General features: G+C 59.7%; 21 protein-coding genes and 2 tRNA genes. 12 read left to right on the forward strand and 11 right to left on the reverse strand.

The annotated features are described in order from the left end of the window. Window positions 1–3: 3 nt before the first annotated feature. From ACDZ94_RS02275 to colR, 3 genes are all read right to left on the reverse strand, one after another. Window positions 4–684 (reverse strand): class I SAM-dependent methyltransferase, encoded by a 681-nt coding sequence (locus ACDZ94_RS02275; protein ID WP_128591768.1) that lies wholly within the window; start codon window positions 682–684, stop codon window positions 4–6. 189 nt (window positions 685–873) lie between these two features. Further along, entirely contained in the window at window positions 874–2,154 is a 1,281-nt protein-coding gene (locus ACDZ94_RS02280; protein WP_064453981.1) for a sensor histidine kinase, read from the reverse strand. Further along, window positions 2,144–2,827 (reverse strand): two-component system response regulator ColR, encoded by a 684-nt coding sequence (colR, locus tag ACDZ94_RS02285; RefSeq protein WP_016975511.1) that lies wholly within the window; start codon window positions 2,825–2,827, stop codon window positions 2,144–2,146. The genes ACDZ94_RS02280 and colR overlap by 11 nt, the downstream gene beginning before the upstream one ends. Before the next feature lie 201 nt (window positions 2,828–3,028). Here colR and ACDZ94_RS02290 point away from each other — a divergent pair, with 201 nt between their 5' ends. The 4 genes from ACDZ94_RS02290 (at window position 3,029) to ACDZ94_RS02305 (ending at window position 7,501) form a co-directional block, all read left to right on the forward strand. Beyond that, on the forward strand, window positions 3,029–4,978 hold the full coding sequence (locus tag ACDZ94_RS02290) for an LTA synthase family protein (RefSeq protein WP_432751012.1): 1,950 nt from the start codon (window positions 3,029–3,031) through the stop codon (window positions 4,976–4,978). Between the two features lie 75 nt (window positions 4,979–5,053). Then, window positions 5,054–5,752, forward strand: a complete 699-nt coding sequence (locus ACDZ94_RS02295; RefSeq protein ID WP_064453983.1) for a response regulator transcription factor — start codon at window positions 5,054–5,056, stop codon at window positions 5,750–5,752. After that, window positions 5,742–7,040 (forward strand): sensor histidine kinase, encoded by a 1,299-nt coding sequence (locus ACDZ94_RS02300; protein ID WP_221295582.1) that lies wholly within the window; start codon window positions 5,742–5,744, stop codon window positions 7,038–7,040. Before ACDZ94_RS02295 ends, ACDZ94_RS02300 begins: the two co-directional genes overlap by 11 nt. A gap of 83 nt (window positions 7,041–7,123) precedes the next feature. Then, the gene (locus ACDZ94_RS02305; protein WP_432751013.1) at window positions 7,124–7,501 is read left to right on the forward strand and encodes a hypothetical protein; all 378 of its coding nucleotides are present in this window, start codon (window positions 7,124–7,126) and stop codon (window positions 7,499–7,501) included. A gap of 76 nt (window positions 7,502–7,577) precedes the next feature. Here ACDZ94_RS02305 and groL read toward each other — a convergent pair whose 3' ends face one another. The 5 genes from groL to ACDZ94_RS02330 form a co-directional block, all read right to left on the reverse strand. Continuing rightward, the gene (gene groL, locus ACDZ94_RS02310) at window positions 7,578–9,224 is read right to left on the reverse strand and encodes a chaperonin GroEL (RefSeq protein WP_064453985.1); all 1,647 of its coding nucleotides are present in this window, start codon (window positions 9,222–9,224) and stop codon (window positions 7,578–7,580) included. A gap of 50 nt (window positions 9,225–9,274) precedes the next feature. Next, complete coding sequence (locus tag ACDZ94_RS02315; protein ID WP_017846112.1) at window positions 9,275–9,571, reverse strand: co-chaperone GroES; 297 nt, start codon at window positions 9,569–9,571, stop codon at window positions 9,275–9,277. Between the two features lie 247 nt (window positions 9,572–9,818). Then, window positions 9,819–10,295: an FxsA family protein gene (locus tag ACDZ94_RS02320; protein WP_053257817.1), complete on the reverse strand. Its 477-nt coding sequence runs from the start codon at window positions 10,293–10,295 to the stop codon at window positions 9,819–9,821. 66 nt (window positions 10,296–10,361) lie between these two features. Continuing rightward, window positions 10,362–11,093 carry a HugZ family protein gene (locus ACDZ94_RS02325; RefSeq protein WP_262666209.1) on the reverse strand — a complete coding sequence of 244 codons (732 nt, stop codon included), beginning with the start codon at window positions 11,091–11,093 and terminating at the stop codon, window positions 10,362–10,364. A 112-nt stretch (window positions 11,094–11,205) separates the two neighbouring features. Next, window positions 11,206–12,213 carry a DUF481 domain-containing protein gene (locus tag ACDZ94_RS02330; RefSeq protein ID WP_064453988.1) on the reverse strand — a complete coding sequence of 336 codons (1,008 nt, stop codon included), beginning with the start codon at window positions 12,211–12,213 and terminating at the stop codon, window positions 11,206–11,208. Window positions 12,214–12,395: 182 nt separating this feature from the next. Between ACDZ94_RS02330 and ACDZ94_RS02335 the strand changes: the two genes are divergently transcribed. The 4 genes from ACDZ94_RS02335 to ACDZ94_RS02350 all read left to right on the forward strand — a co-directional run bounded on the left by ACDZ94_RS02335 (window position 12,396) and on the right by ACDZ94_RS02350 (window position 17,085). Further along, the gene (locus ACDZ94_RS02335; RefSeq protein WP_064453989.1) at window positions 12,396–12,710 is read left to right on the forward strand and encodes an MGMT family protein; all 315 of its coding nucleotides are present in this window, start codon (window positions 12,396–12,398) and stop codon (window positions 12,708–12,710) included. Between the two features lie 43 nt (window positions 12,711–12,753). Continuing rightward, on the forward strand, window positions 12,754–14,286 hold the full coding sequence (locus ACDZ94_RS02340) for an AmpG family muropeptide MFS transporter (RefSeq protein ID WP_064453990.1): 1,533 nt from the start codon (window positions 12,754–12,756) through the stop codon (window positions 14,284–14,286). 109 nt (window positions 14,287–14,395) lie between these two features. Further along, window positions 14,396–16,111 (forward strand): proline--tRNA ligase, encoded by a 1,716-nt coding sequence (locus ACDZ94_RS02345; protein WP_064453991.1) that lies wholly within the window; start codon window positions 14,396–14,398, stop codon window positions 16,109–16,111. A gap of 20 nt (window positions 16,112–16,131) precedes the next feature. Beyond that, complete coding sequence (locus ACDZ94_RS02350; protein WP_432751014.1) at window positions 16,132–17,085, forward strand: hypothetical protein; 954 nt, start codon at window positions 16,132–16,134, stop codon at window positions 17,083–17,085. A 130-nt stretch (window positions 17,086–17,215) separates the two neighbouring features. On the opposite strand, the gene dinB is transcribed toward ACDZ94_RS02350, so the two are convergent. Continuing rightward, window positions 17,216–18,274, reverse strand: a complete 1,059-nt coding sequence (gene dinB, locus ACDZ94_RS02355; RefSeq protein ID WP_432751015.1) for a DNA polymerase IV — start codon at window positions 18,272–18,274, stop codon at window positions 17,216–17,218. Between the two features lie 280 nt (window positions 18,275–18,554). Here dinB and ACDZ94_RS02360 point away from each other — a divergent pair. The 4 genes from ACDZ94_RS02360 to ACDZ94_RS02375 all read left to right on the forward strand — a co-directional run bounded on the left by ACDZ94_RS02360 (window position 18,555) and on the right by ACDZ94_RS02375 (window position 23,124). After that, window positions 18,555–18,631 (forward strand) — tRNA-Met (locus ACDZ94_RS02360). Between the two features lie 207 nt (window positions 18,632–18,838). Further along, a tRNA-Met gene (locus tag ACDZ94_RS02365) sits at window positions 18,839–18,915 on the forward strand. A gap of 280 nt (window positions 18,916–19,195) precedes the next feature. Continuing rightward, a complete protein-coding gene (mprF, locus tag ACDZ94_RS02370) occupies window positions 19,196–21,838 on the forward strand; it encodes a bifunctional lysylphosphatidylglycerol flippase/synthetase MprF (RefSeq protein WP_221295587.1) in 2,643 nt (880 codons plus the stop codon). Then, window positions 21,838–23,124 (forward strand): virulence factor family protein, encoded by a 1,287-nt coding sequence (locus ACDZ94_RS02375; protein ID WP_064453995.1) that lies wholly within the window; start codon window positions 21,838–21,840, stop codon window positions 23,122–23,124. The genes mprF and ACDZ94_RS02375 overlap by 1 nt, the downstream gene beginning before the upstream one ends. A gap of 149 nt (window positions 23,125–23,273) precedes the next feature. Here the strand turns inward: ACDZ94_RS02375 and recJ are convergent, their stop codons facing one another. Together recJ and ACDZ94_RS02385 are read right to left on the reverse strand one after the other, a co-directional pair. Then, window positions 23,274–24,983, reverse strand: a complete 1,710-nt coding sequence (recJ, locus tag ACDZ94_RS02380) for a single-stranded-DNA-specific exonuclease RecJ (RefSeq protein WP_064453996.1) — start codon at window positions 24,981–24,983, stop codon at window positions 23,274–23,276. Window positions 24,984–25,156: 173 nt separating this feature from the next. Beyond that, the gene (locus tag ACDZ94_RS02385) at window positions 25,157–25,699 is read right to left on the reverse strand and encodes a YaeQ family protein (RefSeq protein WP_128591745.1); all 543 of its coding nucleotides are present in this window, start codon (window positions 25,697–25,699) and stop codon (window positions 25,157–25,159) included. Between the last annotated feature and the right edge of the window lie 14 nt (window positions 25,700–25,713).

The raw sequence follows: 25,713 nt of genomic DNA on the forward strand, positions 1-25,713 counted from the left end.
CTGTTACCTCTTACGCAATACATATACTCGCCACATGGCGTAGAGCGGCATGAAGTCCAGGGACTCCTGAACCCGGAAACCGGCCTGCTCAAACTCTGCCTCAACAGTAGCAGCCGGTAACACAAACCGGTTTTGATAACCTTCCTGCTCACCTTTCTCGCGACGTTTCGCTTCGAGGCGCTTGCGTTTCCAGGCCTTGAAATTGCCATCTACCCACAGCGAAACAATCACGCTGTCGCGGGTAACTCGTTGAAATTCCTTCAGTATCGCCAGCCTGTGTTCCGCATCACCAATGTGGTGCAGCAGGCGCATACAGAAAATGCTGTCGACCGAGTTATCCGGTAAATCAATATCGAACGCAGACGTCTGCAAAGGACGTACCCGTTTCACCACGTCAGCCGGTTGGGCAATAGTGGCGACGTTTAACATCGATGCCGAATTGTCGGCCCCGATAATCACCCGATTGGGCTTTTCCGCCAGTAACGGCCAGAAACGTCCAGCCCCACAGGGCAGGTCCAACACCAAGCCTGGCTCGCCGGCCATGGCCAACGCGCCGCGCGCCAATTGCTCGTCGCGTTTGTGGGACAACCGGCGAGCCAGATTGTCCTGATGTTTGAGCAAATATTCCTGCGCGTGCTGATCGTCGTACTTTTCAGAAAAATCGAGCTTGATCGGGGTAGACATCAACGGTTCTCCAGTTGCTGATGCCTACAACCTTAAGCAGCGAAGTGTGACTAACAGGTCAACCCGTTGTGAAAAACTTGTCCTGTCCAGCCCCATACATTTCAAGACTTTACAGACACAATCAGTGGCATGGGGCCATCTTCGCCGAAAAGCGGGGTACCTGCCGCAGGATAGCGGCAGGGAGGGTGCTCAGGGTTTGACCTGGCTCAACTGCACATGAAAGCGGCAGCCATTGGGCTCCATGGTGCTCAGGCTGACGCTCCAGCCCTGGCTCTCGCAGATCCGTTGCACCAACGACAAGCCTAAACCGAGGCCTTCACCGCGCTTTTCGCTGCCGCGCACAAAGGGCTCGAACATCGCTTCACGCTTGTCTTCGGGAATCCCGACGCCGGAGTCTTCCACAACAAAGCCGCTAGGTTCGAGTGTCAGCCGGATAAAGCCCCGCTCGGTGTAGTGCAGCGCGTTGCGCAGCAAGTTGCCCATCACTGCATGCAAGAAGGTGGTGTTGTAGCGGGTATCCAGGGGATTGCCCGGGAGGTAGATCAATTCAAGGCCTTTGTGCTCGATGGGCTCGCGCCAGATGCCGAGCAAATCTTCGGCCACCTGGGTCAGGTTGACCTGGGGCGACATGGCCGCATCATCGTGTTTGGCACGGGCCAGCATCAGGAAGGTTTGCACCAGCTCGCGCATTTCTTCGCAGGCCCGGGCAATGCGCAGCACCTGATTGCGGCCGCGCTGATCAATGGCGGGGTTTTCCAGCAGCAGCTCACAGGAGCTGGCCAACACCATCAGGGGGGTGCGCAACTCGTGGCTGACATCGCTGGTAAACAATTGCTCACGAGACAATGCCTGCCGCAACCGGCCCAGGGTGGCGTCGAAGGCCACGGCCAGCTCACCGACTTCATCGGCCGCGTAATCCGGCGCCAGGGGCGGCGCCAGACCCAGCAACTGGTCACGATGACGAACCTGGCGCGCCAGACGCACCACGGGCGCCATCACCTTGCGGGCCAGCACCCAACCGAGGAACACCGCCAGCGCCAGGCTGAGTACAAAACCCACCAGCACTACGGCAAACAGTACGCGCTCACGCTCTTCGAAATCGCTTTGGTCTTGCAGCAGGACGTAGCGCCGGCCATCGACCACTTCGACCATGGCGTGGTACGACAGCGACTCGCGAAACACCTCATGAAAGCCAGGCTCCAGATGGCGCAAATCCTTGGGCAGTTCGAAATCCCCGGGCCCGCCGCTGAAATAGAACAATTGATCCGGCTCTGGGCGATGGCTCCAGTCCTCGACACTGTCCATCAGCAACAGGCGCTGCAGGTCGCCGCCCAGGCCGGCCGAAATCAGTTTTTCTTCCACCAGGTGCACGGTCGCAACGATGCCCATGGCGAACGCCCCCGCCACCAGTGCGCTCATCAAGGCAAAGGCGATGATGATCCGCTGGGCGAGGCTTTGCTTAAACTCCATCACGCCCCTCGGCCAGGCGATAACCCACACCGTGCACGGTTTGCAGCAACGGCTTGGCGAAGGGCTTATCGATCACTTGGCGCAATTGGTGAACGTGGCTGCGCAGGCTGTCGCTGTCCGGGCAGTCGTCGCCCCACAGGGCTTCTTCGAGAATTTCTCGGCGCAACACGTGCGGGCTCTTTTGCATCAGCACCGCGAGCAATTTCAGGCCCACCGGGTTGAGCTTGAGCAGGCGCCCTTCGCGGGTCACTTCCAGGGTATCAAGATCGTAATGCAGGTCGGCCACTTGCAGCGCGCGACGGCCGCCCCCTTGGGCACGGCGCAGAACCGCTTCGATGCGCGCGGCCAATTCCGACAGGGCGAACGGTTTGAGCAGGTAATCATCGGCCCCGGATTTGAAGCCCTGCAGCCGGTCATCCAACTGGTCGCGCGCGGTGAGCATAATTACCGGCGTATCGCGACGAGCGTCTTCACGCAGGCGTTTGCACAAGGTGTAGCCATCGATGCCAGGCAGCATGATGTCGAGCACGATCAGGTCGTAATGCTCGGTGGCGGCCAGGTGCAAGCCCGACAAACCGTCCTGCGCACAGTCTACGGTATAGCCTTTTAGCCCCAGGTAATCGGCCAGATTGGCCAGAATATCGCGGTTGTCTTCAACCAATAAAATTCGCATGGGCAGTGTCTCCGTACGCGGTAACGGCCGTGTTGGCTCGCGCAGCTTAAGGCCAAGCGAGGCTCAGGGATAGAGCTGGACGCCACGTCGATATAGGTTTTCAACCAATTATACAAACCAACAAGTTTTTCACTATAGCTTCACAAACTGGCTACAGTGACAGGCCGAATATCGGCGTCCATTGATATAAGGAATATGGACATGGGGTTTTTCAACACCGCGCCGATGCGCTTTCTGCTGCTCGTAACCGGCGCATGGCTGGTTATTTTCCTGCTCACCCGCAGTGTGCTGCTGATCACGCATTTGGATGAAGTCGGTGGCAACCTGCTGCCCGTGTTTGGCGTTGGCTTGCTGTATGACCTGGCTTTCCTGGCCTATGCCGCTTTGCCGCTGGGTCTGTATCTGCTGCTCTGCCCACCCGCACTGTGGCGCCGTCGTGGCCATCGCTGGTTCCTGCAGGCGGTGCTGACCGTCAGCCTGTTCGCCATGTTGTTTACGTCGGTGGCCGAGTGGCTGTTCTGGGATGAATTCGGCGTGCGCTTCAACTTTATCGCCGTCGATTACCTGGTGTATTCCAACGAGGTGATGAACAACCTGCTCGAATCCTACCCGATCGGCAAGCTGCTCAGCCTGTTGGCGATGCTCGCGATTGTGCTGAGCCTGGCCTTGCGCAAGCCGTTCAACAGCGCCATGAACGCGCCCCTGCCGCCCCTGCGTGGTCGCTTGTTGAATGCCCTGTGCCTGTTGGTAGTCGCCGGTCTCTTCATGCAACTGATCAGTCAGGACAGCCCACGTTCCTCGGGTGGCAACGCTTACAAGAATGAATTGGCGAGCAACGGCCCGTATCAGTTTTTTGCCGCGTTCCGCAACAACGAGCTGGATTACACACAGTTCTATAAAAGCCTGCCCACCGAGGTTGTCGCCAAGCAATTGCGTGCTGAACTCAGCGAGCCCAATGCGCGCTTCATCGGCACCGACCCGCTGGACATCCGCCGTGCAATCACCAACCCCGGCACGTTGCGCAAACCCAACATCGTGCTGGTGACCATCGAAAGCTTCAGCGCCAAATACATGGGCAGCAATGGCGACAACCGCAACCTCACACCCAACCTCGACGCCTTGCGTAAACAAAGCCTGTATTTCAATAACTTCTATGCCACCGGCACCCGCACAGACCGTGGCCTGGAGGCGATCACCCTGGCGATTCCTCCCACGCCCGGCCGTTCAATCGTCAAGCGCATCGGCCGTGAGAGCGGTTTCGCCAGCCTCGGCCAACAACTCGGCGCCATCGGTTACGACAGTGTCTTTGTCTACGGCGGACGCGGTTACTTCGACAACATGAACGCGTTTTTCAGCGGCAACGGTTATCGGGTCGTGGACCAGAGCAGCGTGGCGGAATCGGAGATCTCGTTCAAAAATGCCTGGGGCATGGCCGACGAAGACCTCTACCGGCAAACCCTGAAACTGGCCGATGCCGACTACGCCAAGCAGCAGCCCTTCCTGCTGCAACTGATGACCACATCCAACCATCGCCCTTACACCTATCCGGAAGGTCGCATCGATATCAAATCCGGCAACGGCCGTGACGGCGCGGTGAAATACACCGACCACGCCATCGGCGAGTTCCTCGACGCGGCACGCCAGAAGCCGTGGTTCGATAACACGATTTTCGTGTTCGTCGCCGACCACACCGCCGGCAGCGCAGGCAAGGAAGACTTGCCTATCGCCAACTACCAGATCCCGCTGTTTATCTATGCACCCAAGCTGATCGAGGCCCGGGAAACCGCGCAACTGGCCAGCCAGATCGACCTGGCACCTACGTTGCTGGGTTTGATCAACCTGAGCTACGAATCCACCTTCTTCGGCCGCAACCTGTTGCAAGACAGCCCGCTGCCACCGCGCGTAGTGGTCGGCAACTACCAGCACCTGGGGTTGTTTGATGGCAAAGACCTGGCGATCCTCAGCCCGCGCCAAGGCCTGCGTCGCCACGATCAGGCCCTGGGCGAGAGCCAGGAGTTACGCGTGGGCACGGATGACCCGTTGATCCAACGCGCAATTACTTACTATCAGGCCGCCAGTTATGGGTTCACACAGCAATTATTGAGCTGGAAAGCGCCCAAGGACGCGGCGCCTGCAATCAGCGTGCGCTGACGCCCTCGTGAGCCCTTGCCTCCCCATGGCAAGGGCGTAACACTTGCGCCCATTCTCCGGCGATGGCGCCCTCTCATGTCCGACACCCTGCTGCTGATTGAAGACGACCGCCCCTTGGCCGCACTGACGGCCGAATTCCTGCGTGCCGAAGGGTTTACCGTGGCGGTTGAGCACCGTGGCGATCGCGCCGCACAGCGCATTCTTGACGAACAGCCGGCGCTGTTGATCCTCGATGTCATGTTGCCGGGCATCGACGGGTTTACCCTGTGCCGACAGATTCGCGATCAGTACCCCGGGCTGATCCTGATGATGACCGCGCTGGATGAAAACGCCGAGCAACTGACCGGCTTCAACGTCGGCGCGGATGACTATGTCGTCAAGCCTGTCGACCCGCTGCTGTTGCTGGCCAGAATTCGCTCGTTGCTGCGTCGCCATCCTCAAGCCCCGCGTGCTTATTACCAGTGGGGCGCCTTTCGGCTGGACCTGAACAGCCATTTCGCCTGGCTCGACGAGACCCCTTTACAGTTCTCGGTTGCCGAGTTCGAATTACTGGCGATTTTCGCGCGCCATTGCGGGGTGTTGCTGACGCGGGAAAAACTCCTGCAGAGCCTGCGCGGCCTGGAATACGACGGGCTCAACCGTTCCATCGATATGCGTGTGTCGCGCTTGCGTAAAAAGCTGATGAGCCTGGAATGCCCGGTGACCATCCAGACCATCACCGCCCAAGGCTACCTGTTCGTGGAAAGCCCGCAGGAGGCCCGACATGTTGACTAAGGTGCGGCCCTGGATGGTCGCCGTAGCAGGCGCGGGCTGGGCGAGTTTGACGTTTTATCTGTTGTGGCTATGCGCCAACGCCTCGGTGTTTGTCGGCGAAGACAGCTTTTTGCGCCTGATGGCCGGGCCGGCCTACCTGGTAGCCGAACAGCTCAGAGCCTTGCCGGCCGACCAACGTGAAGCACGCATGGACATCCTGCGCGCGCACTTCCAGTACCCGGTAAATCTGATCACGCTGGACGAGGTCGAGTTGCCGCCGGAAGCGTTGGTCATGCTGGAACATAAACAACCTGCACTGAGCAGCGACGAAGACATCAGCTACTTTCCGCTGGATGACGACACCGTGATCCAATTCGGCCCTATGTGGGGCAGTGCCGAGGTCAAGGATCTGCTGAAATTCCCGGTTTACTGGATCACCGCCGGTGTAGCAGGCCTGCCGGTGCTACTGCTACTCGGGATCGGTTTACGCCTGCACCGCCGTCGCACCACTGACCTGAACACCCTCAAGACCTGCCTTGGCACACTGGCACGCACCCCGAATGTGATGTTGCCTGCCATGGGCAAGGAATGGACGCCGTTGCTGATGACGTTGCAGCAACACGCGCGGGATATCAGCGCCATGAACGAACGCCACCGCGAAGTCTCCCAGGCCGTGTCCCACGAACTGCGTACGCCATTGGCACGCATGCGTTTTGCCTTGACGCTTCTGGGTAAAAGCGAAGACCCGCTCACCCGTACACGCCTGCAAGAACGCTTGCTCACCGATGTCGAAGAGCTCGAAGCCCTGGTTCGCGCCAGCCTCGCCTTTGCGAGACTGGCGGGCGCACCGACCGACCTGCAGCATGAGCCGATCAACCTGCGAGAATGGCTGCACCAGGAGTTTGCCTTGCTCGACGGGCACCACCGCCAGTTGAGCCTGGAAACCGAGCCCGCCCACCTTGAACTGATCGGTGACCGTGCCCTGCTGCACCTGATCGTGCGCAACCTGTTGAGCAACGCCATCACCTACGCACGCGATCAGGTGTGCGTCAGTGCCACTTACCACGGCCAACATCACCTGGTGCTGCATGTAGACGATGATGGCCCCGGCGTATTGGCGGAGAACCGCGACAAGATCTTCGAGCCCTTTGTGCGGCTTGCCCTGGGCGGCGATGAGCCTACTGGCTCGGGCCTTGGCCTGGCACTGGCCAAGCGCGCAACCCAGTGGCATCACGGTGAATTGTCGGTATCGCGCAGCCCTTTGGGCGGCGCACGCCTGAGCCTTATTCTGCCACTAAGGCCGATGTAACCTGCGTGTTACAGCCTGTGACAGTGAAGCTTTCGCATTGCTCGTAACCTCACCAACTGAATCCCAGGTTGGAGAGCTCTTTCATGCGTCCCCGTAAGAAGCATTTGTCCACGTTGATGCTGTCGCTGTGCATCGTTTCCGGTTCACTCTTGCCCGGCAATGCGTCGGCCTCGCGCCTGGCGGTCACAGACTCGCCATCGCCACGAATGGAAGACAAACACGCTGGCGACCACACCGCGAATACGGCGCGCCCCGCAAAAACCCAGGGTCTGGTCGTCACACCCGCGCCTGGGAGGCGGCCCAGGCCCACCGCCCCTGAAAAACTCGCGCACCTGCCTGTCCCTCGCCCACTCAAGGAAGTTGCTGCACCGCAACCCCTGGCACTTATGCCGACTGCCCAAGTGACCTTGGCGCGGGGAATGACCTTCAGGAAGCTGTTGCGACGGCGCACCCTCGGCTGATTCATCATCAAGCCCCATAAAAAAACCCCGCCTGCATCGCTGCAGGCGGGGTTTTTATTAGCCGGGTAAGGCTGGCTTACATCATGCCGCCCATGCCACCCATGCCGCCCATGTCTGGCATACCGCCGCCAGCCGAGCCTTCTTTCTTCGGTGCATCAGCGATTGCCGCTTCGGTGGTCAGGATCAGACCGCCGATGGAAGCTGCTGCTTGCAATGCCGAACGAGTCACCTTGGTAGGGTCCAGGATGCCCATTTCGATCATGTCGCCGTAGACGCCAGTTGCAGCGTTGTAACCGTAGTTACCTTTGCCGTTCTTGACTTCGTTGACCACAACGCTTGGCTCGTCGCCGGAGTTGGCAGCGATCTGACGCAGGGGTGCTTCGACAGCACGACGCAGTACAGCGATACCCACGTTCTGGTCAGCGTTGTCGCCTTTGAGGTCAACCAAAGCTTCCAGAGCACGGATCAGCGCAACGCCACCGCCAGGTACCACGCCTTCTTCAACGGCTGCACGGGTTGCGTGCAGGGCGTCTTCAACGCGGGCTTTCTTCTCTTTCATTTCAACTTCGGAACCAGCGCCAACCTTGATTACTGCAACGCCGCCGGACAGCTTGGCCAGACGCTCTTGCAGTTTTTCACGGTCGTAGTCCGAGGAAGTTTCAGCAACCTGGGCACGGATCTGAGTGATGCGAGCCTGGATGTCCTGCTCTACGCCAGCACCGTCAACGATGATGGTGTTTTCCTTGGAGATGGTCACGCGCTTGGCGCTGCCCAGGTTTTCCAGGGTGGCGCTTTCCAGGCTCAGGCCGATCTCTTCGGAGATAACGGTACCGCCGGTCAGAACAGCGATGTCCTGCAGCATGGCCTTGCGACGGTCGCCGAAGCCTGGAGCCTTGACGGCTGCGACTTTAACGATGCCACGCATGTTGTTCACAACCAGCGTCGCCAGGGCTTCGCCTTCAACGTCTTCGGAAACGATCAGCAGCGGACGGCCGGCTTTGGCAACGGCTTCCAGTACTGGCAGCATTTCGCGGATGTTCGAGATCTTTTTGTCGACCAGCAGGATCAGCGGGCTGTCCAGCTCGGCAACCATGGTTTCTGGCTTGTTGACGAAGTACGGGGACAGGTAGCCACGGTCGAACTGCATGCCTTCTACAACCGACAGTTCGTTTTCCAGGCCAGTGCCTTCTTCAACGGTGATCACGCCTTCTTTACCGACTTTTTCCATGGCTTCGGCAATGATGTCGCCGATGGAGCTGTCGGAGTTGGCGGAGATGGTGCCTACCTGAGCGATAGCCTTGGTGTCAGCGCATGGCTTGGACAGGTTTTTCAGCTCAGCAACAACGGCGATGGTCGCCTTGTCGATGCCGCGCTTGAGGTCCATCGGGTTCATGCCGGCAGCGACGGCCTTGTAGCCTTCGTTGACGATTGCCTGAGCCAGAACGGTAGCGGTGGTGGTGCCGTCGCCTGCGTCATCGTTGGCACGGGAGGCAACGTCTTTGACCAGCTGCGCGCCCATGTTTTCGAAACGGTCTTCCAGTTCGATTTCTTTAGCGACCGAAACGCCGTCCTTGGTGATGGTCGGAGCGCCGAAGCTCTTCTCGATGATCACGTTACGGCCTTTAGGGCCCAGGGTCGCTTTTACTGCGTCAGCCAGGACGTTAACACCGGTGAGCATTTTTTTGCGGGCGGAATCGCCGAATTTAACTTCTTTAGCAGCCATGATCGATATTCCTTAAATTCTTTGGAGTAACGGAAAAATGAGCGGGAAAATCAGCCTTCCAGTACAGCGAGAATTTCGTTCTCAGCCATTACCAGCAGGTCTTCGCCGTCAACTTTCACAGTGTTGCTGCCGGAGTAAGGGCCGAAAACAACCTTGTCACCGACTTTAACGGCCAGCGCACGCACTTCACCGTTTTCCAGAGTCTTGCCTGGGCCTGCAGCGACGATCACACCGTGGTTGGCTTTTTCAGCAGCCGAACCTGGCAGAACGATACCGCCAGCGGTTTTCTTTTCTTCTTCGCTGCGACGGATAACGACGCGGTCGTGCAGAGGACGAAGCTTGCTCATTGTCGATCTCTCCTAATTGTGTTTTTCATCGGCCGGTATTGGTACCGGCGGGTTGTATTCCGGCTGTGCCGGTCGCGCCTCGCCAAGCAAGACGCGGAAGTCTGTCTGGTGTCGCCACCAGAAACCTTGCGGTGACCGTTACATAAGGGCGCATAAGCTTATTTCAAGGGGCCGCGGCGGAAATTTTTTGCGTGTGCCGGGCGGTAAACGCAACACGGCACCCGAAGGTGCCGTGCCGATTAAGCGGTTATTTACTGTCGCGGTGCTCGAACTCACCTTCGATCACATCACCTTCACGCCCCAACGGTTGGCGCGGAGCCGGGCCACCACGAGGTTGCAGGTCATCGGCGAATGCACGCTGGCGAATCGCAGCCTCCTCGGCACGCTGGCGCATCTTGCCGGCCAGCAGCTTGCGGGTGAACGGCAACAGCATGACCAGGCCAACCACATCGCTGATAAAACCCGGCAGGATCAACAGGCCACCCGCCAAGGCCATCATCAGGCCTTCAAGCATGGTCTGCGCGGGCAGTTCGCCACGGTTCAGGCTTTCACGGGCACGCAACGCAGTTGCCAGGCCGGCGACGCGCAGCACCAGGACGCCGAGCATCGAGCCCGCGATTATCAGCAACAGTGCCGGGAAGAACCCGATCGCACTGCTGACTTGAACGAATACGAACAGCTCCAACACCGGAAACAGCAGAAAGAGCAATAAAAAAGGGCGCATCAAATGGTTCCTCAACGCAAGAATGCCTTGCCAGTTCACCTTAGATGACGTCGCCGTTTCGTGATTTCAAGCGTCGGCGGGTTCTTTTTTCGGCCAAACTTCGGCGTGAGCCAATGAAACCAGGGCTTCGCGTACTTGTGTCGGAGTGTTGCAAGGCTCTGCGAAGGGCAGCCAGTGCAGGGACTGACCGATACGCAGGTGCATGCCTTCGCTGTCGATACCGGCCAATTGCGCCGGTTCATGTGCAGGCAAGCCGGCGAGTTCGACGTAATGCGCAATGGCCTTGGTGTGGTCGCTGTTCATGTGCTCGATCATGCTGCGCTCGGTCTTGCCGGCGAACGGGTTGGCCAGGGTCAGCTGATCGACCCAGTGAATCGCGCCAAACCCGCCGATATAGCGGTGCCGCACGGGCTTGAGCACCCAGAAGTCGAAATCGTGGGCTTTGTGATAGTTGGCAGAATCCGGGAAGTAGCGGTAATACCGCTCGGCGGCCGCTTCAATCGCAGCCTCATCCTCAAGCTTTTCAGCTTCGGCCAGGTAGGTCAGGCGCCCTACCGCTTGTATATCATCGGCCTCGCGCTCCCCCACCAGCAGCGAACACTTGGGATCTTTCTGCAGGTTATGGGTGTGCTGGGCGATACGGCTGATCAGGATAATCGGGCGGCCCTGCTCGTCGAGGCAATAGGGCACGACCGAGCCGAAGGGAAACCCGGGCATGGCTTTGGACAATGTGGAGAGAGCCCCACGGTATTCCTTGAGCAACAGCTCTCGGGCGTTCTTGGCAACCTGCGCGCTCAATGTATAACTCCTCGGGTGTTCAGCCGCCCACAGCGTACGACGTCTATGGGAATGAATCTCAACACAAGGTAATCAATATCCGCGCAGGTTGCCAGAGTGACCGATGCAGCTTTTACCAGGCCACGCCGAACCCTGCGGTGTAGCGGGTCTTGTCCAGGCTGCTCTGGGATTCGCCATTAATGATGTCGCGCTCAGCCTTGAGGTTGAGCGAAGCCCATTCAGTGACTTTGTAACGCAGCCCCATTTCCGCATCCAGGGAGTATTCGGACGGCCCGGCAAGTGGTTTGCCCAATTCACCATTGGTGAAGAACTCCACGGTCTTGCCCACCAGGTAGCGGTTGTAGCTCCACTTCATGGCCAGTGAATAGAAGTTGGTCTTGCCGCCGTCGGCATATTCATAATCGGTGCGGTTAACCAGCGAGCCGAGGGAGAACGCGCCCAGCTCATCGTCCCAGAACTGGTAGCCCGGGCCGGTACCGACGGTGCGCTGGCGGGACAAGTCTTCGACTTTGTCGCGTTTGTAGGTCAGACGGCCCTGCCAGAACCAATGCTCGGTAATAAAGCGGTCCAGGTCATATTCCAGCGCCCAGTTATCGGTGGTGGTCACGTCATCCTGGAACTCGCGGTTGTATTCACCCTTCGCGGTATGGCGCCACTGGCCGTGACGGGCCGAGGTCTTGAAGTCAACGTCGTAGTCGTTGGTGTCTTTGTCGGCGCGCTTGTAATCCAGCGCCAGGTCGACGTTGCCCTTCCACACCAGGTCTTCGATGACCGGCTTGGGCTTGATGATTTGCTGGATGCTGGCCAAGTCCACAGTCTTGGGCGCTTCGCCATTGGCGAGAACGACCTTGCCGTCCTCCGCCGCTTTCAGGGACTTGGCTTTTTCACCGCTGTAGGCGTCCTGCTTGACCAGCAGTTCCTGATCGCTCTCCAGGGTCTTGACCTGCTTCCAATCCACCGGGATCGCCCCCGCGTAGCTGGTCTGAATCAGCAGTTTGCCACCGTCGAAGACTTTGATCTTGCCGGTCAGGCGGTCACCGTTCTTCAGCCAGACGGTGTCGGCGAGCAAGGGCGTGGAGGCGCTGAAAACAGCAAGGCACAGCAGGGTTCTGGACAACATAAGCGGATTCGTGGCTCAGGATTGGCGAAAAAAGGGGCGCTATCGTGTTAGATAGGTACGACTGACTCAAGTATTTATGATGAGTTCAATGCTCACCACAAAGCTTACAGACGTTTCTTACAAATCAACCGACGATACCTACAGTGAATCAACCTGCCGAGACACCACAAAGCCCCGCCGAAATGCGCCGCACGGCGTTGTACCTGACATTGGCGCAAGTGCCCGAAGGTTGCGTGGTGAGTTATGGCGAGCTGGCGCAGTTGGCCGGGCTGGGCCGTGCCGCCCGCTGGGTCGGCCGCACGCTCAGCCAACTGCCCGAGGACACCCGGTTGCCCTGGCACCGGGTACTGGGTGCCGGTGGTCGGATAAGTCTGCCGGCGGGTAGTGCGTCAGGCGACGAACAACGTGCGCGTTTGCGCAGTGAAGGCGTCAGTATCCTGAACAATCGCGTTGATATTCAGCGTCATGGCTGGCGCCCGGTAGAGCACAGCGGTTAGAGTGCGCGCTTTGTTTCCGCAAATCTGAGGCAGACTCCAGCCCATGCCCCGTAAAACCTGGCGCGCCGCGCTCGCCGCCTATGCCAGCCCCTCGACGTTAGTGCTGTTGTTGCTCGGCTTTGCCGCCGGCTTGCCTTACATGTTGGTGTTTTCGACGCTTTCTGTGTGGTTGCGCGAGGCCGGCGTGGCCCGCGAGACCATCGGCTATGCGAGCCTGATCGGCCTGGCCTATGCCTTTAAATGGGTCTGGTCGCCGCTGCTCGACCAATGGCGCCTGCCGCTGCTCGGTAAACTCGGACGTCGTCGTTCCTGGCTGGTACTTGCCCAGACGCTGGTGATCCTCGGGTTAATCGGCATGGGCTTCTGCGACCCGCAAAAACATCTGTCCTGGCTGATCGCCATTGCCGTCATCGTTGCCTTCGCCTCAGCCACTCAGGACATCGCGGTAGACGCCTATCGCCTGGAGATCGCCGACGACAGCCGCCAGGCCGCTCTGGCCGCCAGTTACATGTCCGGTTATCGCATCGCCGCCCTACTGGCCACGGCTGGCGCGCTGTTCTTTGCCGAAGGCTTCGGTTCGACCGGCTTCAACTATAAGCACTCGGCATGGACCGGCACTTATGTGCTGTTCGGCTTGCTGATGATCCCGGCACTGCTGACCACCTTCTTCATGCGTGAACCCGATGTGCCACTGCGCACCCAGTTGCAGGCCGGCCGCTACAGCTTCGCGCACCAATTGGTCTCGGTGTTCGTGCTGATCGTACTGCTGGTGTCGGTCCCCGCGATGTTCACCCAGTTGTACAACACGGATTTCGCCAGCGTGCTGTTCCACGGTGTAAGCCTGTGGGAATTGCTGATGGAAGACCGCGCCTTCCTGCGCGCCATCTTGTACATCATCCTTACCACCCTGTGCCTCTCGGCCATGGGCCGGCGTGGCTTGGCGCCGGTGCTGACGCCGGTCAATGACTTTATCCTGCGCTACCGCTGGCAGGCGCTGCTGCTGCTCGGGCTGATTGCGACCTATCGCATGTCCGATACGGTGATGGGCGTGATGGCCAACGTGTTCTACATCGACCAGGGCTTTACCAAGGACCAGATTGCGGGGGTCAGCAAGATCTTCGGCCTGATCATGACCCTGCTCGGCGCCGGTATGGGCGGTCTGTTGATTGTGCGGTTCGGTATCCTGCCGATCCTGTTCATCGGCGGCGTAGCCTCGGCGGCCACCAACCTGTTGTTCGTGATGCTCGCCGACATGGGCCCGGACCTGCAGATGCTGATTTTCACCATCTCCCTGGATAACTTCAGCTCAGGCCTGGCCACCTCGGCCTTTGTCGCCTACCTGTCGAGCCTGACCAACCTCAAGTTCTCCGCCACCCAATATGCGCTGCTCAGCTCCATCATGCTGCTGCTGCCGCGCCTGATTGGTGGCTACTCGGGCGTGATGGTCGAGAAGTTCGGTTACCACAACTTCTTCGTCATCACCTGCCTGCTGGGTGTGCCGACGCTGTTCCTGATTGCGTTGCACTGGTTTCAGGAAAGTCGGCGGGCTCGTTTGAGCCCTTCACAGGAAGACTGACACCACTCGGTCACACATACCCCTCTGCATTCTGATACCTGTACTCCAGCAGTTTGCGCCCGTACAATCCCAAGTCATTTCAAGTCCAAGCAACCGACAACGGCCTACCATGCGTACCAGTCAATATTTGCTCGCCACACAGAAAGAAACGCCTTCCGACGCGGTCGTGATCAGCCATCAGCTGATGCTGCGCGCGGGCATGATCCGCAAACTGGCCTCCGGCCTGTACACCTGGCTGCCCATGGGCTTGAAGGTGATGCGCAAGGTCGAAGCGATCGTTCGCGAAGAAATGAACGCCGCCGGCTCTCTGGAAGTGTTGATGCCAAGTACCCAACCGGCTGAGTTGTGGCAGGAATCCGGGCGCTGGGAAGAGTACGGCCCTGAGTTGCTGCGTTTCAAGGACCGTCATGGCCGCGATTTCTGCGCCGGCCCGACCCACGAAGAGGTCATCACCGACCTGATGCGCAACGAGCTGAGCAGCTACAAGCAGCTGCCGCTGAACCTGTATCAGATCCAGACCAAATTCCGTGACGAAATCCGCCCACGCTTCGGCTTGATGCGCGGCCGCGAATTCATCATGAAGGACGCCTATTCGTTCCACGCTGACCAGGCGTCGCTGCAGGCCACCTACGACCGCATGCACACCGCCTACTGCAACGTGTTTACGCGCCTGGGCCTGAAGTTCCGCCCGGTTGAAGCGGACAACGGCTCCATCGGTGGCGCCGGCTCCCACGAGTTCCATGTACTGGCCGACTCCGGCGAAGACGATATCGTGTTCAGCAACGGCTCCGACTACGCGGCGAACATCGAAAAAGCCGAAGCCGTACCACGCGAAACGTCCCGCCCGGCGCCAAGCGAAGAGCTGCGCCTGGTCGACACGCCAGAAACCAAGACCATCGCGGCCCTGGTGGAAAAATTCAATCTGCCGATTGAAAAGACCATCAAGACCCTGATCGTGCGCGCCGAAGAAGAAGGCAAGCTGATCGCCCTGGTCATCCGTGGCGACCACGAGCTCAACGAAATCAAGGCAGCCCAGCAGCCAGGCGTGGCCAGCCCGCTGGTCATGGCCACCGACTCCGAGCTGCGCGACGCCATTGGCGCCGGTGCCGGTTCGCTCGGCCCACTGAACCTGCCGTTGCCGATCATCATCGACCGTTCGGTCGAGCTGATGAGCGACTTCGGTATCGGCGCGAACATCGACGACAAGCACTATTTCGGCGTGAACTGGGAGCGTGACCTGCCGGTTCCGACCGTGGCCGACCTGCGTAATGTGGTAGCCGGTGATCCAAGCCCGGATGGCAAGGGCACTCTGGAAATCAAGCGCGGCATTGAAGTCGGGCACATCTTCCAGCTGGGCAACAAGTACAGCAAGGCGATGAAGTGCGAAGTGCTGGGCGAGAACGGCAAGCCGATCACCCTGGAAATGGGTTGCTACGGCATTGGCGTGTCCCGCGTGGTTGCCGCTGCGATCGAGCAGAACAACGACGAGAAAGGCATCATCTGGAGCGACGCCCTGGCGCCGTTCCAGATTGCCCTGGTACCGCTGCGTTATGAAACCGAGCAAGTACGCGAAGCCACCGACAAACTGTATGCCGAACTGACGGCTGCCGGTTTTGAAGTGTTGCTCGATGACCGGGACAAGAAAACCAGCCCGGGCATCAAGTTCGCCGACATGGAACTGATTGGCATCCCGCACCGGATCGTGGTCAGTGACCGCGGCCTGGCCGATGGCAATCTGGAATACAAGAGCCGGACCGAAGCCGAAGCCCAACCGTTGCCGGTGGCTGACGTGCTGTCTTTCCTTCAGGCGCGTATTCGTCGCTGAAAACCAGATCAAGAGAAGTCATGTTCAAGCGAAACACCAGAGCCCTGGGGGGCGCCGCCTTGTGCGGCGCCCTGCTGGTCAGCGGCTGCGCCAACCAGATGTCGCAACGCAGTGAGCACGAGGAGCGGGTCGAGCGTAAGTTGCTCGATCACAGCCTGCAAATCGATGTAGGCGAACCCAAAGTATTGGAGCTTCCACAACGCCGGGTGCGCATTCACGAGCAAAAGACCTTCGAGGTCACCGAATTCGAAGTCACCCGCCGTTACGATCGCTACACCCCCTACCAACCCTGGCGCAAACTCTATGAAATGCCCCTGGGTGCGGTCGCCCTGGTGGCGGGCGCAGGCGCCAACGTGGCGAATATCTTCGCCCTCGGCAACTTGCCCACCAGCATGACGCGCGATTGGCTGACGTACGGTGTGGATGGCATCAACCCGTTCATGAACGTGCAATCCCATGGCCGAGCGCAACAGAACCTGGCCGGTATCGATGAGGTCCAGCGCGACAAGCGCACGGAGTATTCGAGCCTGCCCTGGAGCGAGCGTCCGGTACAGGTCACCGCCGGCAAGCAAACCCATGAGCTGACCACCGACCGCGACGGCGTACTGCGCCTGAACCTGTTGGACAGCCCATTTGCCGAGCAGGACCTGAACCGCATCACCACCTTGAAAATCAGTGTGGAAGATGGCCAGGACGACGTGCATTCGGACTCGACCCTGGCGATCAGCACCACTTTGCGCGGCAAGTTGCTGGAAGCTCATGGCCTGATCTACGACGATCTGGAAGACGACGAAGTCAACCAGTGGGTCCACCGGGTCAAGCGCCTGTCGGAACTGGGCCTGGAAGAAGAAGCCAGCGAACTGGAACAAAGCCTGATCGAACTGACCCGTAACGATCCCGAGTTGCAGCAGGAATTCCTGCAAGCGCTGACCAGGGATGCGGGGCGGCTTGTCGCAGATCCTGGGGCACGCTGAGATTCTGAAAACGCTATAGATCTAAATGTGGGAGCGGGCTTGCTCGCGAATACGATGTATCAGTGATGAATGTATCGACTGACATTGCGCATTCGCGAGCAAGCCCGCTCCCACATTTGGTTTCCGGTTTTTACCAGGGAAACTGCAGCTGTTCATTGCCGCTGCTGAGGTCGAGCAACCGCACCCCAATCCCCAACAACCGCACCGGCTTACCGCCACGATTGAACGCCTGGCTCAACAGCTGTTGATAACTCTCCAGGTCCCGCCCTGCCCCGGCCTGCTCCAGGGTGGTCTGGGTAAAGTCATGAAACTTCACTTTGACGAACGGCTTGCCCGCGCGGTAACTGCTGTCGATGCGCGCCATGCGCCCGGCCAGGGTTTCCATCAGCTCGGGAAGTTTCGCCAAACAACTTGATAGATCCGGTAGGTCTACATCGTAGGTATTTTCCACGCTGATGGATTGCCGCCGGCTGTCGTTCTGCACCACGCGGTCATCAATCCCACGGGCCAGGCTCCAGAGCCGCTCGCCAAAGCTGCCGAATTCGCGCACCAGTGACAGCTTGTTCCACTCGCGCAATTGCAGGCAGTCTTCAATGCCCAGGCGCGCCAGCTTATCGGCCGTGACCTTGCCGACGCCGTGCAACTTGTTCACCGGTAACTGCGACACAAAATCTTCGACCTGATCCGGCGTAATCACAAACAGGCCGTTGGGCTTTTTCCAGTCGCTGGCAATCTTGGCTAAAAACTTGTTGGGCGCCACGCCTGCGGACACGGTGATGTGCAACTGGTTGGAGACCTGACGGCGAATGTCCTGGGCGATACGTGTGGCGCTGCCGCCAAAATGCGGGCTGTCGGAGACATCAAGGTAGGCTTCGTCCAGCGACAGTGGCTCGATCAGGTCGGTGTATTCGCGAAAGATCGTCTGGATTTCCTTCGACGCTTCTTTATAGGCATCCATGCGCGGCTTGACGATGGTCAGGTCCGGACACAGCTTCAAGGCGTGGCGCGAGGACATGGCCGAGCGAACGCCATATGCCCGCGCTTCATAGTTGCAGGTGGCGATCACCCCTCTTCTATCCGCCGAGCCGCCGACCGCCAGCGGCTTTTGCGCCAGGCTCGGGTCGTCGCGCATCTCGATGGCGGCGTAGAAGCAATCACAGTCGACGTGGATGATTTTGCGCTGCGTCATATAAACAGAGGGTGTAATCCAACGGATGGCCAGTATCGCACTCACCCCTGTATATAGCACCAGTAGTTTGAATCTTCCGTTCGAGCGGTAGGAAAACGCCGCGATGAATTTATTTTTTCAATCGAAATCAGCCTACCGATAGAGCTGAAACCCTCGGCCAGACTGGCCCGGAGGCGTTTCTGCCAGCGCTTTGGAGAGCTAACCGATTGAACCACAAGCGCTTTTCTTCAATTCACAGGTTGACACACCTGCGTTCCGCTGTAGAATGCCGACACACAGACGCGGGATGGAGCAGTCTGGTAGCTCGTCGGGCTCATAACCCGAAGGTCGTCGGTTCAAATCCGGCTCCCGCAACCAAACATCAAAAAAGGCTACTCGAAAGAGTGGCCTTTTTTGTGCGCCTCTGTTTTATCCCTGTATGAAAATTGTAAGACAAAAAACTCTTTCCCCATCGCGGACTTACCGCACATAGGCAACACGCAGCGACTAATTCACACTTATTTGACCCATCGGCCGATTAACGGTTGACACCCCGCCGCTGGGCTGTAGAATGCCGGCCACAGACGCGGGATGGAGCAGTCTGGTAGCTCGTCGGGCTCATAACCCGAAGGTCGTCGGTTCAAATCCGGCTCCCGCAACCAAACATCAAGAAAGGCCACTCGAAAGAGTGGCCTTTTTTGTATCCGGTTAAAAAAGTTCTTCTGAAACAATGGCATGGCATCTTTCATGAAACCGTATACGGTTTGCAGAGTCCATGTCATTGCAAGCTATGCTCAGTACTCAAGCACGACCCTCTACGACCAATGGCCGCATTCGCCCCACCCGGCGATAAGCGTTAATATTTGTAATTATTTTGTCCATAGGGATTGGTAACTTGGCTGGATACCTCCATCCTGTCGCGCACAATCCACGAGGTGATTGATGCGCGCCAACTCGTCTGAACCACAAGACACCGTCACAGCGGAACAACCGATTACTCCCACCCGTTTGCGTTGGCTGGATCTGTTGAGCAAATACCGTCAACCCATCGGGCTGGCCGTCACCCTGTTGCTGTTCGCAATTGCCCTGATCGCCTGCCGACACCTGCTGCTGGAACTGGACCTGTACGCCCTCCACGACTCGATCCTGGAAGTGCCCAAACCGGCATTGCTGGGCGCGTTTGCGGCGGCGGTCGCCGGTTTCATCATTCTGTTGGGTTACGAGTTCTCCGGCGCCCGCTATGCCGGGGTGAAACTGCCTGCCAAGACGCTGGCTCTGGGTGGGTTCACGGCCTTTGCGATTGGCAACGCCATAGGCCTGTCGATGCTTTCCGGCGGCTCGGTGCGTTACCGCTTATATGCACGCCATGGCATCGGGGCCTCGGAAGTTGCCCATATGACCGTATTCGCCAGCCTGGCCCTGGGCACTGCCCTGCCGCCGCTGGCCGCACTGGCCACGCTGAGTAACCTGCCGGCTGCGTCCACCTACCTGCATCTGTCGCAAGGTTTGCTCGGCAGCATTGCCGGCGTGGTATTGCTGTTGTCGGTCGCGCTGTGCATCGGCATTTATCGTCGCCGCCTGCCGGAACAACCCTACCCGGACAACCTGCTGGTCAAGGCCGGGCGCCGCACGCTGCGCCTGCCGGGCCGGCGCCTGACCTTCCTGCAGTTGATCATCACCGCACTGGACGTGGCGGCTGCCGCCACTGTGCTCTATATGTTGCTGCCGGAAGCGCCGCCGTTCGGCCCCTTCCTGCTGGTGTATCTGCTGGCCCTGGCCGCCGGCGTACTCAGCCATGTTCCGGGCGGCGTGGGTGTATTCGAAGCGATTCTGCTCGCCGCCTTCGCCGACAAGCTCGGTGCCGCGCCTTTGGCCGCGGCCCTGCTGCTGTACCGGATGATCTACGTGGTCCTGCCGCTGCTGATCGCCTGCGTATTCCTGCTGGTCAACGAAGCTCAGCGCCTGTTCCAGACCCAGCAGAGCCTGCGGGTGGCATCCGGCCTGGCCGCACCCGTGCTGGCCGTACTGGTTTTTTTGTCCGGCGTGGTCCTGCTGTTTTCCGGCGCAACGCCGGAAATCGACACACGCCTGGAAAACATCGGCTTTCTGATTCCCCACCGCCTGATTGACGCCTCGCACTTTGGCGCCAGCCTGATCGGCGTGCTCTGCCTGTTGCTCGCCCAGGGCCTGCGTCGGCGCTTGTCGGCTGCGTGGATGCTGACCATGGTGTTGCTGCTGACCGGCGCCCTGCTCTCGCTGCTCAAAGGCTTCGACTGGGAAGAAGCCAGCCTGATGATCATGACAGCGGTGCTGCTGGCGATCTTCCGTCGCTCGTTCTACCGCGCGAGCCGCCTGACCGAACTGCCGTTCTCGCCGTTGTACCTGGTGGCCAGCGTTTGCGTGCTGGGCGCCTCGATCTGGCTGCTGCTGTTTGCCTATCAAGACGTGCCGTACAGCCATCAACTGTGGTGGCAGTTCACCCTGGATGCCAACGCCCCTCGCGGCCTGCGCTCATTGCTCGGTGCGGCAGTGTTGCTGGTGATCGTGTCGTTGACCTGGCTGCTGCGCACTGCGCGGCCGGTGATCCACTTGCCGACACCCGACGAACTGGAGCGCGCCACCAAGATTCTGATGGCCTCGTCCCAGCCCGACGGCGGCCTCGCGCTGACCGGCGACAAGGCGCTGCTATTCCACCCTAACGACGAAGCCTTCCTGATGTACGCCCGTCGTGGGCGCAGCCTGGTGGCCTTGTATGACCCGATCGGCCCGACCCAGCCCCGCGCCGAGATGATCTGGCAGTTCCGCGACCTGTGCGACATCCATCACGCCCGCCCGGTGTTCTACCAGGTACGCGCCGAGAACCTGCCGTACTACATGGACATCGGCCTCACCGCGATCAAGCTGGGCGAAGAAGCCCGCGTCGACCTGAAACGCTTTGACCTGGAAGCCAAGGGCAAAGAGATGAAGGATTTGCGCTACACCTGGAACCGTGGCACCCGGGACGGCCTGTCCCTGGAGATCTGCGAACCGGGCCAGGCGCCGATGGATGAACTCAAAGTCATCTCCGATGCCTGGCTGACCGGCAAGAACGTACGGGAAAAGGGCTTCTCCCTGGGCCGTTTCAGCGACGACTACCTCAAGCACTTTCGCATTGCGATCATTCGCTTCGAAGGGCGCCCGGTGGCCTTCGCCAACCTGCTCGAGACCTACAACCATGACCTGGCCAGTCTCGACCTGATGCGTGCGCACCCGGACGCGCCGAAGCTGACCATGGAGTTCATGATGGTCGGCCTGATTCAACATTATAAGAACCATGACTACGCCCGCTTCAGCCTCGGCATGGTGCCGTTGTCGGGCCTGCAACCACGCCGTGGCGCCCCGCTGACCCAACGCCTGGGCTCAATGGTGTTCCGCCGTGGCGAGCAACTGTATAACTTCCAAGGTTTGCGCCGCTTCAAAGACAAGTTCCAGCCTGACTGGGAACCCCGTTATATGGCCGTGCCCGCAGGACTTGATCCGCTGGTGGCACTGGCCGATACCGCCGCCCTGATTGCGGGCGGCTTGACTGGATTGGTGAAACGCTGATGATTCGACGCTCCTGGCGGTATGTATTGGCCTTTGTAGTGCTGCTCGCCCTGATCGCAGGCGGCGGCTTTTGGTTCTGGAACCGCCCTGCCCCGCAACCGACCCTGGAACAACTGCCACAGGCTGATGGCACGGTTATGACCCGTGTGACACCCAACGGCTCGGCAAAAGCCCGTGTGGCCGTGGCCGTGATGGCTGATGAAACCCTGACCGACAGCCAGCTGATTGCACTGAGCCAAGGCGGCGCTGCGCAAATCGTTCAAGTGATCCTGCCGAAGGATGACTGCAAGTTGCAGGAACAAGCTCTGCAAAGCGCCCTGGGCCAGCTTAAAGGCCCGGCGACCCTGGTCAGCGGCATTGGCCCTGGCGCTGCGCTCGCCTGGCGCTGGCTGGCCACACAGAGCGATGACAAAGCCAACGCCATCTCCGTCGGCTTCACTCTGGTACAGGAAGGTTGCAAGGACCCGCTGCCGAAAACCTCCGCCCATGGCAACTGGCTGGTGGCCTGGAACGACAACCCTGACGACGAAAGCGCCAGTTTCGTACGCGACACCCCGCGCGCAACCACCAGCATCAGCGACTACGACATTCACTACCCGCAAGTGTTGAACAACGAACTGCGTAAGCAGCTGGTCGGTTCGGACAACGGCGGCCTGGCGATTCCTGTAGTGGAAGTACCGGCTGGCCAAGCCAAAGATACCGTCACCCTGTTCCTCTCCGGTGATGGTGGCTGGCGTGACCTGGACCGCGACGTGGCCGGTGAAATGGCCAAGATCGGCTACCCGGTGGTCGGCATCGACACGCTGCGCTACTACTGGCAGCACAAGACCCCGGAACAAAGCGCCAAAGACCTCAGCGAACTGATGCAGCACTACCGGCAGAAGTGGGGCACCAAGCGCTTCGTACTGACCGGCTACTCGTTCGGCGCCGACGTACTGCCCGCCATCTACAACCGCATGCCGGAAAACGAACAGCAGCGTGTCGACGCCATTATCCTGCTCGCCTTCGCGCGCACCGGCAGCTTTGAAATCGAAGTGGAAGGCTGGCTGGGCAACGCAGGCAAAGAGGCCGCTACCGGCCCGGAAATGGCCAAGCTGCCCGCCGACAAGGTGGTGTGCATCTACGGTGCCGAAGAAGTCGACGAGAGTGGCTGCACCGACAAGACCGCTGTGGGCGAAGCCGTGAAGCTGCCGGGCGGGCATCACTTTGATGAGAACTACCCGGCGCTGGCCCAGCGTTTGGTGGACATCATCGTGAAGCACCAGGCCAAGGATAAAGCCGAGTAATCCCGAGCTGTACGCCAAAAAACGGTGTGCTGGCTTGTGTGGGAGCTGGCTTGCCTGCGATGGCATCACCTGGGTGTGTCAGTCACACCGCAGTGCTGCTATCACAGGCAAGCCAGCTCCCACATTTGGTTTTGCGGCGCTGGTCAGATTTAGCGCGGTTCGATATGCGCGATCATCAACTGCACGGTTTCCTGCCCACGAAATTCGTTCACGTCCAGCTTGTAGGCCAATTCCACCCAACGCACCGTCGGGTTAGGCCAGACCTCTCGGTCCACGCCAAACGCAATGCCATCGAGCTTCACTGACCCGCATTCGCTCTTGAGCACCACCTTGAGGTGCCGCTCCCCTACTACGCGCTGCTCGACCAACTGAAACACACCGTGAAACAGCGGCTCAGGAAAGTGCTGGCCCCATGGCCCGGCATGCCGCAATGCGCGCGCCAGTTCCAAGTGAAACTCTTCCACAGCCAAGGTGCCGTCGGACAGCAGCCGCCCGGTGAGGTCTTCTTCGCGCAGTTGCCGACGCACTTCAGCATCAAAGGCCTCGGCAAACAGTGGGAAATTCGCCTCGGGCAAGGTCAAACCGGCCGCCATCGCATGACCGCCGTATTTGGCGATCAGGTTGGGATGCTGGCTCGCGACGACCGCCAGGGCATCACGGATGTGGAAACCCTGCACAGAGCGCCCTGAGCCCTTGAGCAGGCCATCACCGGCGTCGGCGAAGGCGATGGTCGGGCGGAAGTACCGCTCTTTCATGCGCGACGCCAAAATGCCGATGACGCCCTGGTGCCATTCCGGGTCGAACAGGCACAAACCGTAGGGCATCGATTCCACCGGCAAGTCCTTGAGCTGGGCGAGCGCCTCGCGCTGCATGCCCTGCTCGATGGATTTACGGTCCTGGTTCATGCCGTCCAGTTGCGCCGCCATTTCCCGGGCCGCCGCGAAGTCGGTGGTGAGCAGGCATTCGATGCCGAGGCTCATATCATCCAGGCGGCCGGCGGCATTCAGCCGTGGCCCAAGAATAAAGCCCAGGTCGGTCGAGGTGATACGGGCATGGTCGCGCTTGGCGACCTCAAGGATCGCCTTGATCCCCGGCCGGGCGCGACCGGCGCGAATACGCTCCAGCCCCTGATGGACCAGGATGCGGTTGTTGGCATCCAGCGGCACCACGTCGGCGACGCTGCCCAGGGCGACCAGGTCGAGCAATTCACCGATGTTCGGTTGCGGCGTGTTGTCGTACCAGCCCAGGCTGCGTAAACGCGCGCGCAAGGCCATCAACACATAAAAGATCACGCCGACACCCGCCAGCGCCTTGCTCGGGAACTCACAGCCGGGTTGGTTCGGGTTGACGATGGCATCCGCCGCCGGCAATTCATCGCCGGGCAAGTGGTGGTCAGTGACCAACACCTTCAACCCCGCCGCTTTTGCCGCCGCCACGCCTTCGACGCTGGAGATGCCGTTATCCACGGTAATCAGCAACTGCGGCGTGCGCTGCAGCGCCACGGCGACGATTTCCGGCGTCAGGCCATAACCGTACTCAAAACGGTTGGGGACCAGGTAATCGACATGGGCCGCGCCGAGCAAACGCAGTCCAAGGGTGCCCACGGTGCTGGCCGTGGCGCCGTCGGCGTCGAAGTCACCGACGATCAGGATGCGCTGGCGCTGCTCGAGGGCGGTCACCAGCAGGTCCACCGCCGCGTCGATGCCCTTGAGCTGCTGGTAGGGAATCAACCGCGCCAGACTCTTGTCCAGTTCGGCTTCCGACTGCACCCCGCGTGCGGCGTAGAGACGGGTCAACAGCGGTGGCAATTCACCGAGAAACGGCAGGACAGCGGGCAACGGGCGAGGATCAATACGCATGGGGTGACGGAAGCTTCTCTTCTGGTACGACGGTTAAACAAAGATATTCACAGCGAGATAGAACAAATGTGGGGGCTGGTTTGCCGGCGATGCAGACACCTTGGTAAGTCAGTTACGCTGTGGTGATGCTTTCGCGAGCAAGCCCGCTCCCACACACGCCAGCTCCCGCATGTTTAATCACGCTCGCCGACCAACCATTCCAACTGCACTTCATGCTGGCCACGATCATCCGTCACGAAGATCGTGCCTTCGCTGATCATCACGTCCCACTTGATAACGCGCGGCATGTCCTTGGCCAGGGTCTCGAGGATTTCCTGAGGCACAGCGGCGATGTGTACATTCTTCAGGTTTTTTGCCACCGGCACCACTTTGCCTTCCCACACACGCAGGCTGCCGTAGGCCAGCAAGCTGGTGCGTTCGGTACGGCGCGAGCACCAGGTGAGACGATCGGCGTCAGGCTGGCCGACCTCAATCCAGTGCAGAACACGATCATCCAGGCTTTTTTCCCACAGGGCTGGCTCGTCCACATCTGACAGACCACGGCCGAACGACAGTTGCTCGTTGTACCAAAGTGCGTAGGCCAACAGACGCACGGTCATGCGCTCTTCGGTTTCCGAAGGATGGCGGGCGATGGTCTGTTTGACGCTCTCGTACACTGAGCGATCAAGGTCGGTGAGGTTGAGTTCGAATTTGTAGGTCGTGGACGGCTGGGCCATGAACGGGCTTCTAG

Origin of the sequence: Pseudomonas sp. UBT (genome assembly GCF_050915955.1) — a bacterium.
Classification (GTDB): Bacteria; Pseudomonadota; Gammaproteobacteria; order Pseudomonadales; family Pseudomonadaceae; genus Aquipseudomonas; species Aquipseudomonas antarctica_A.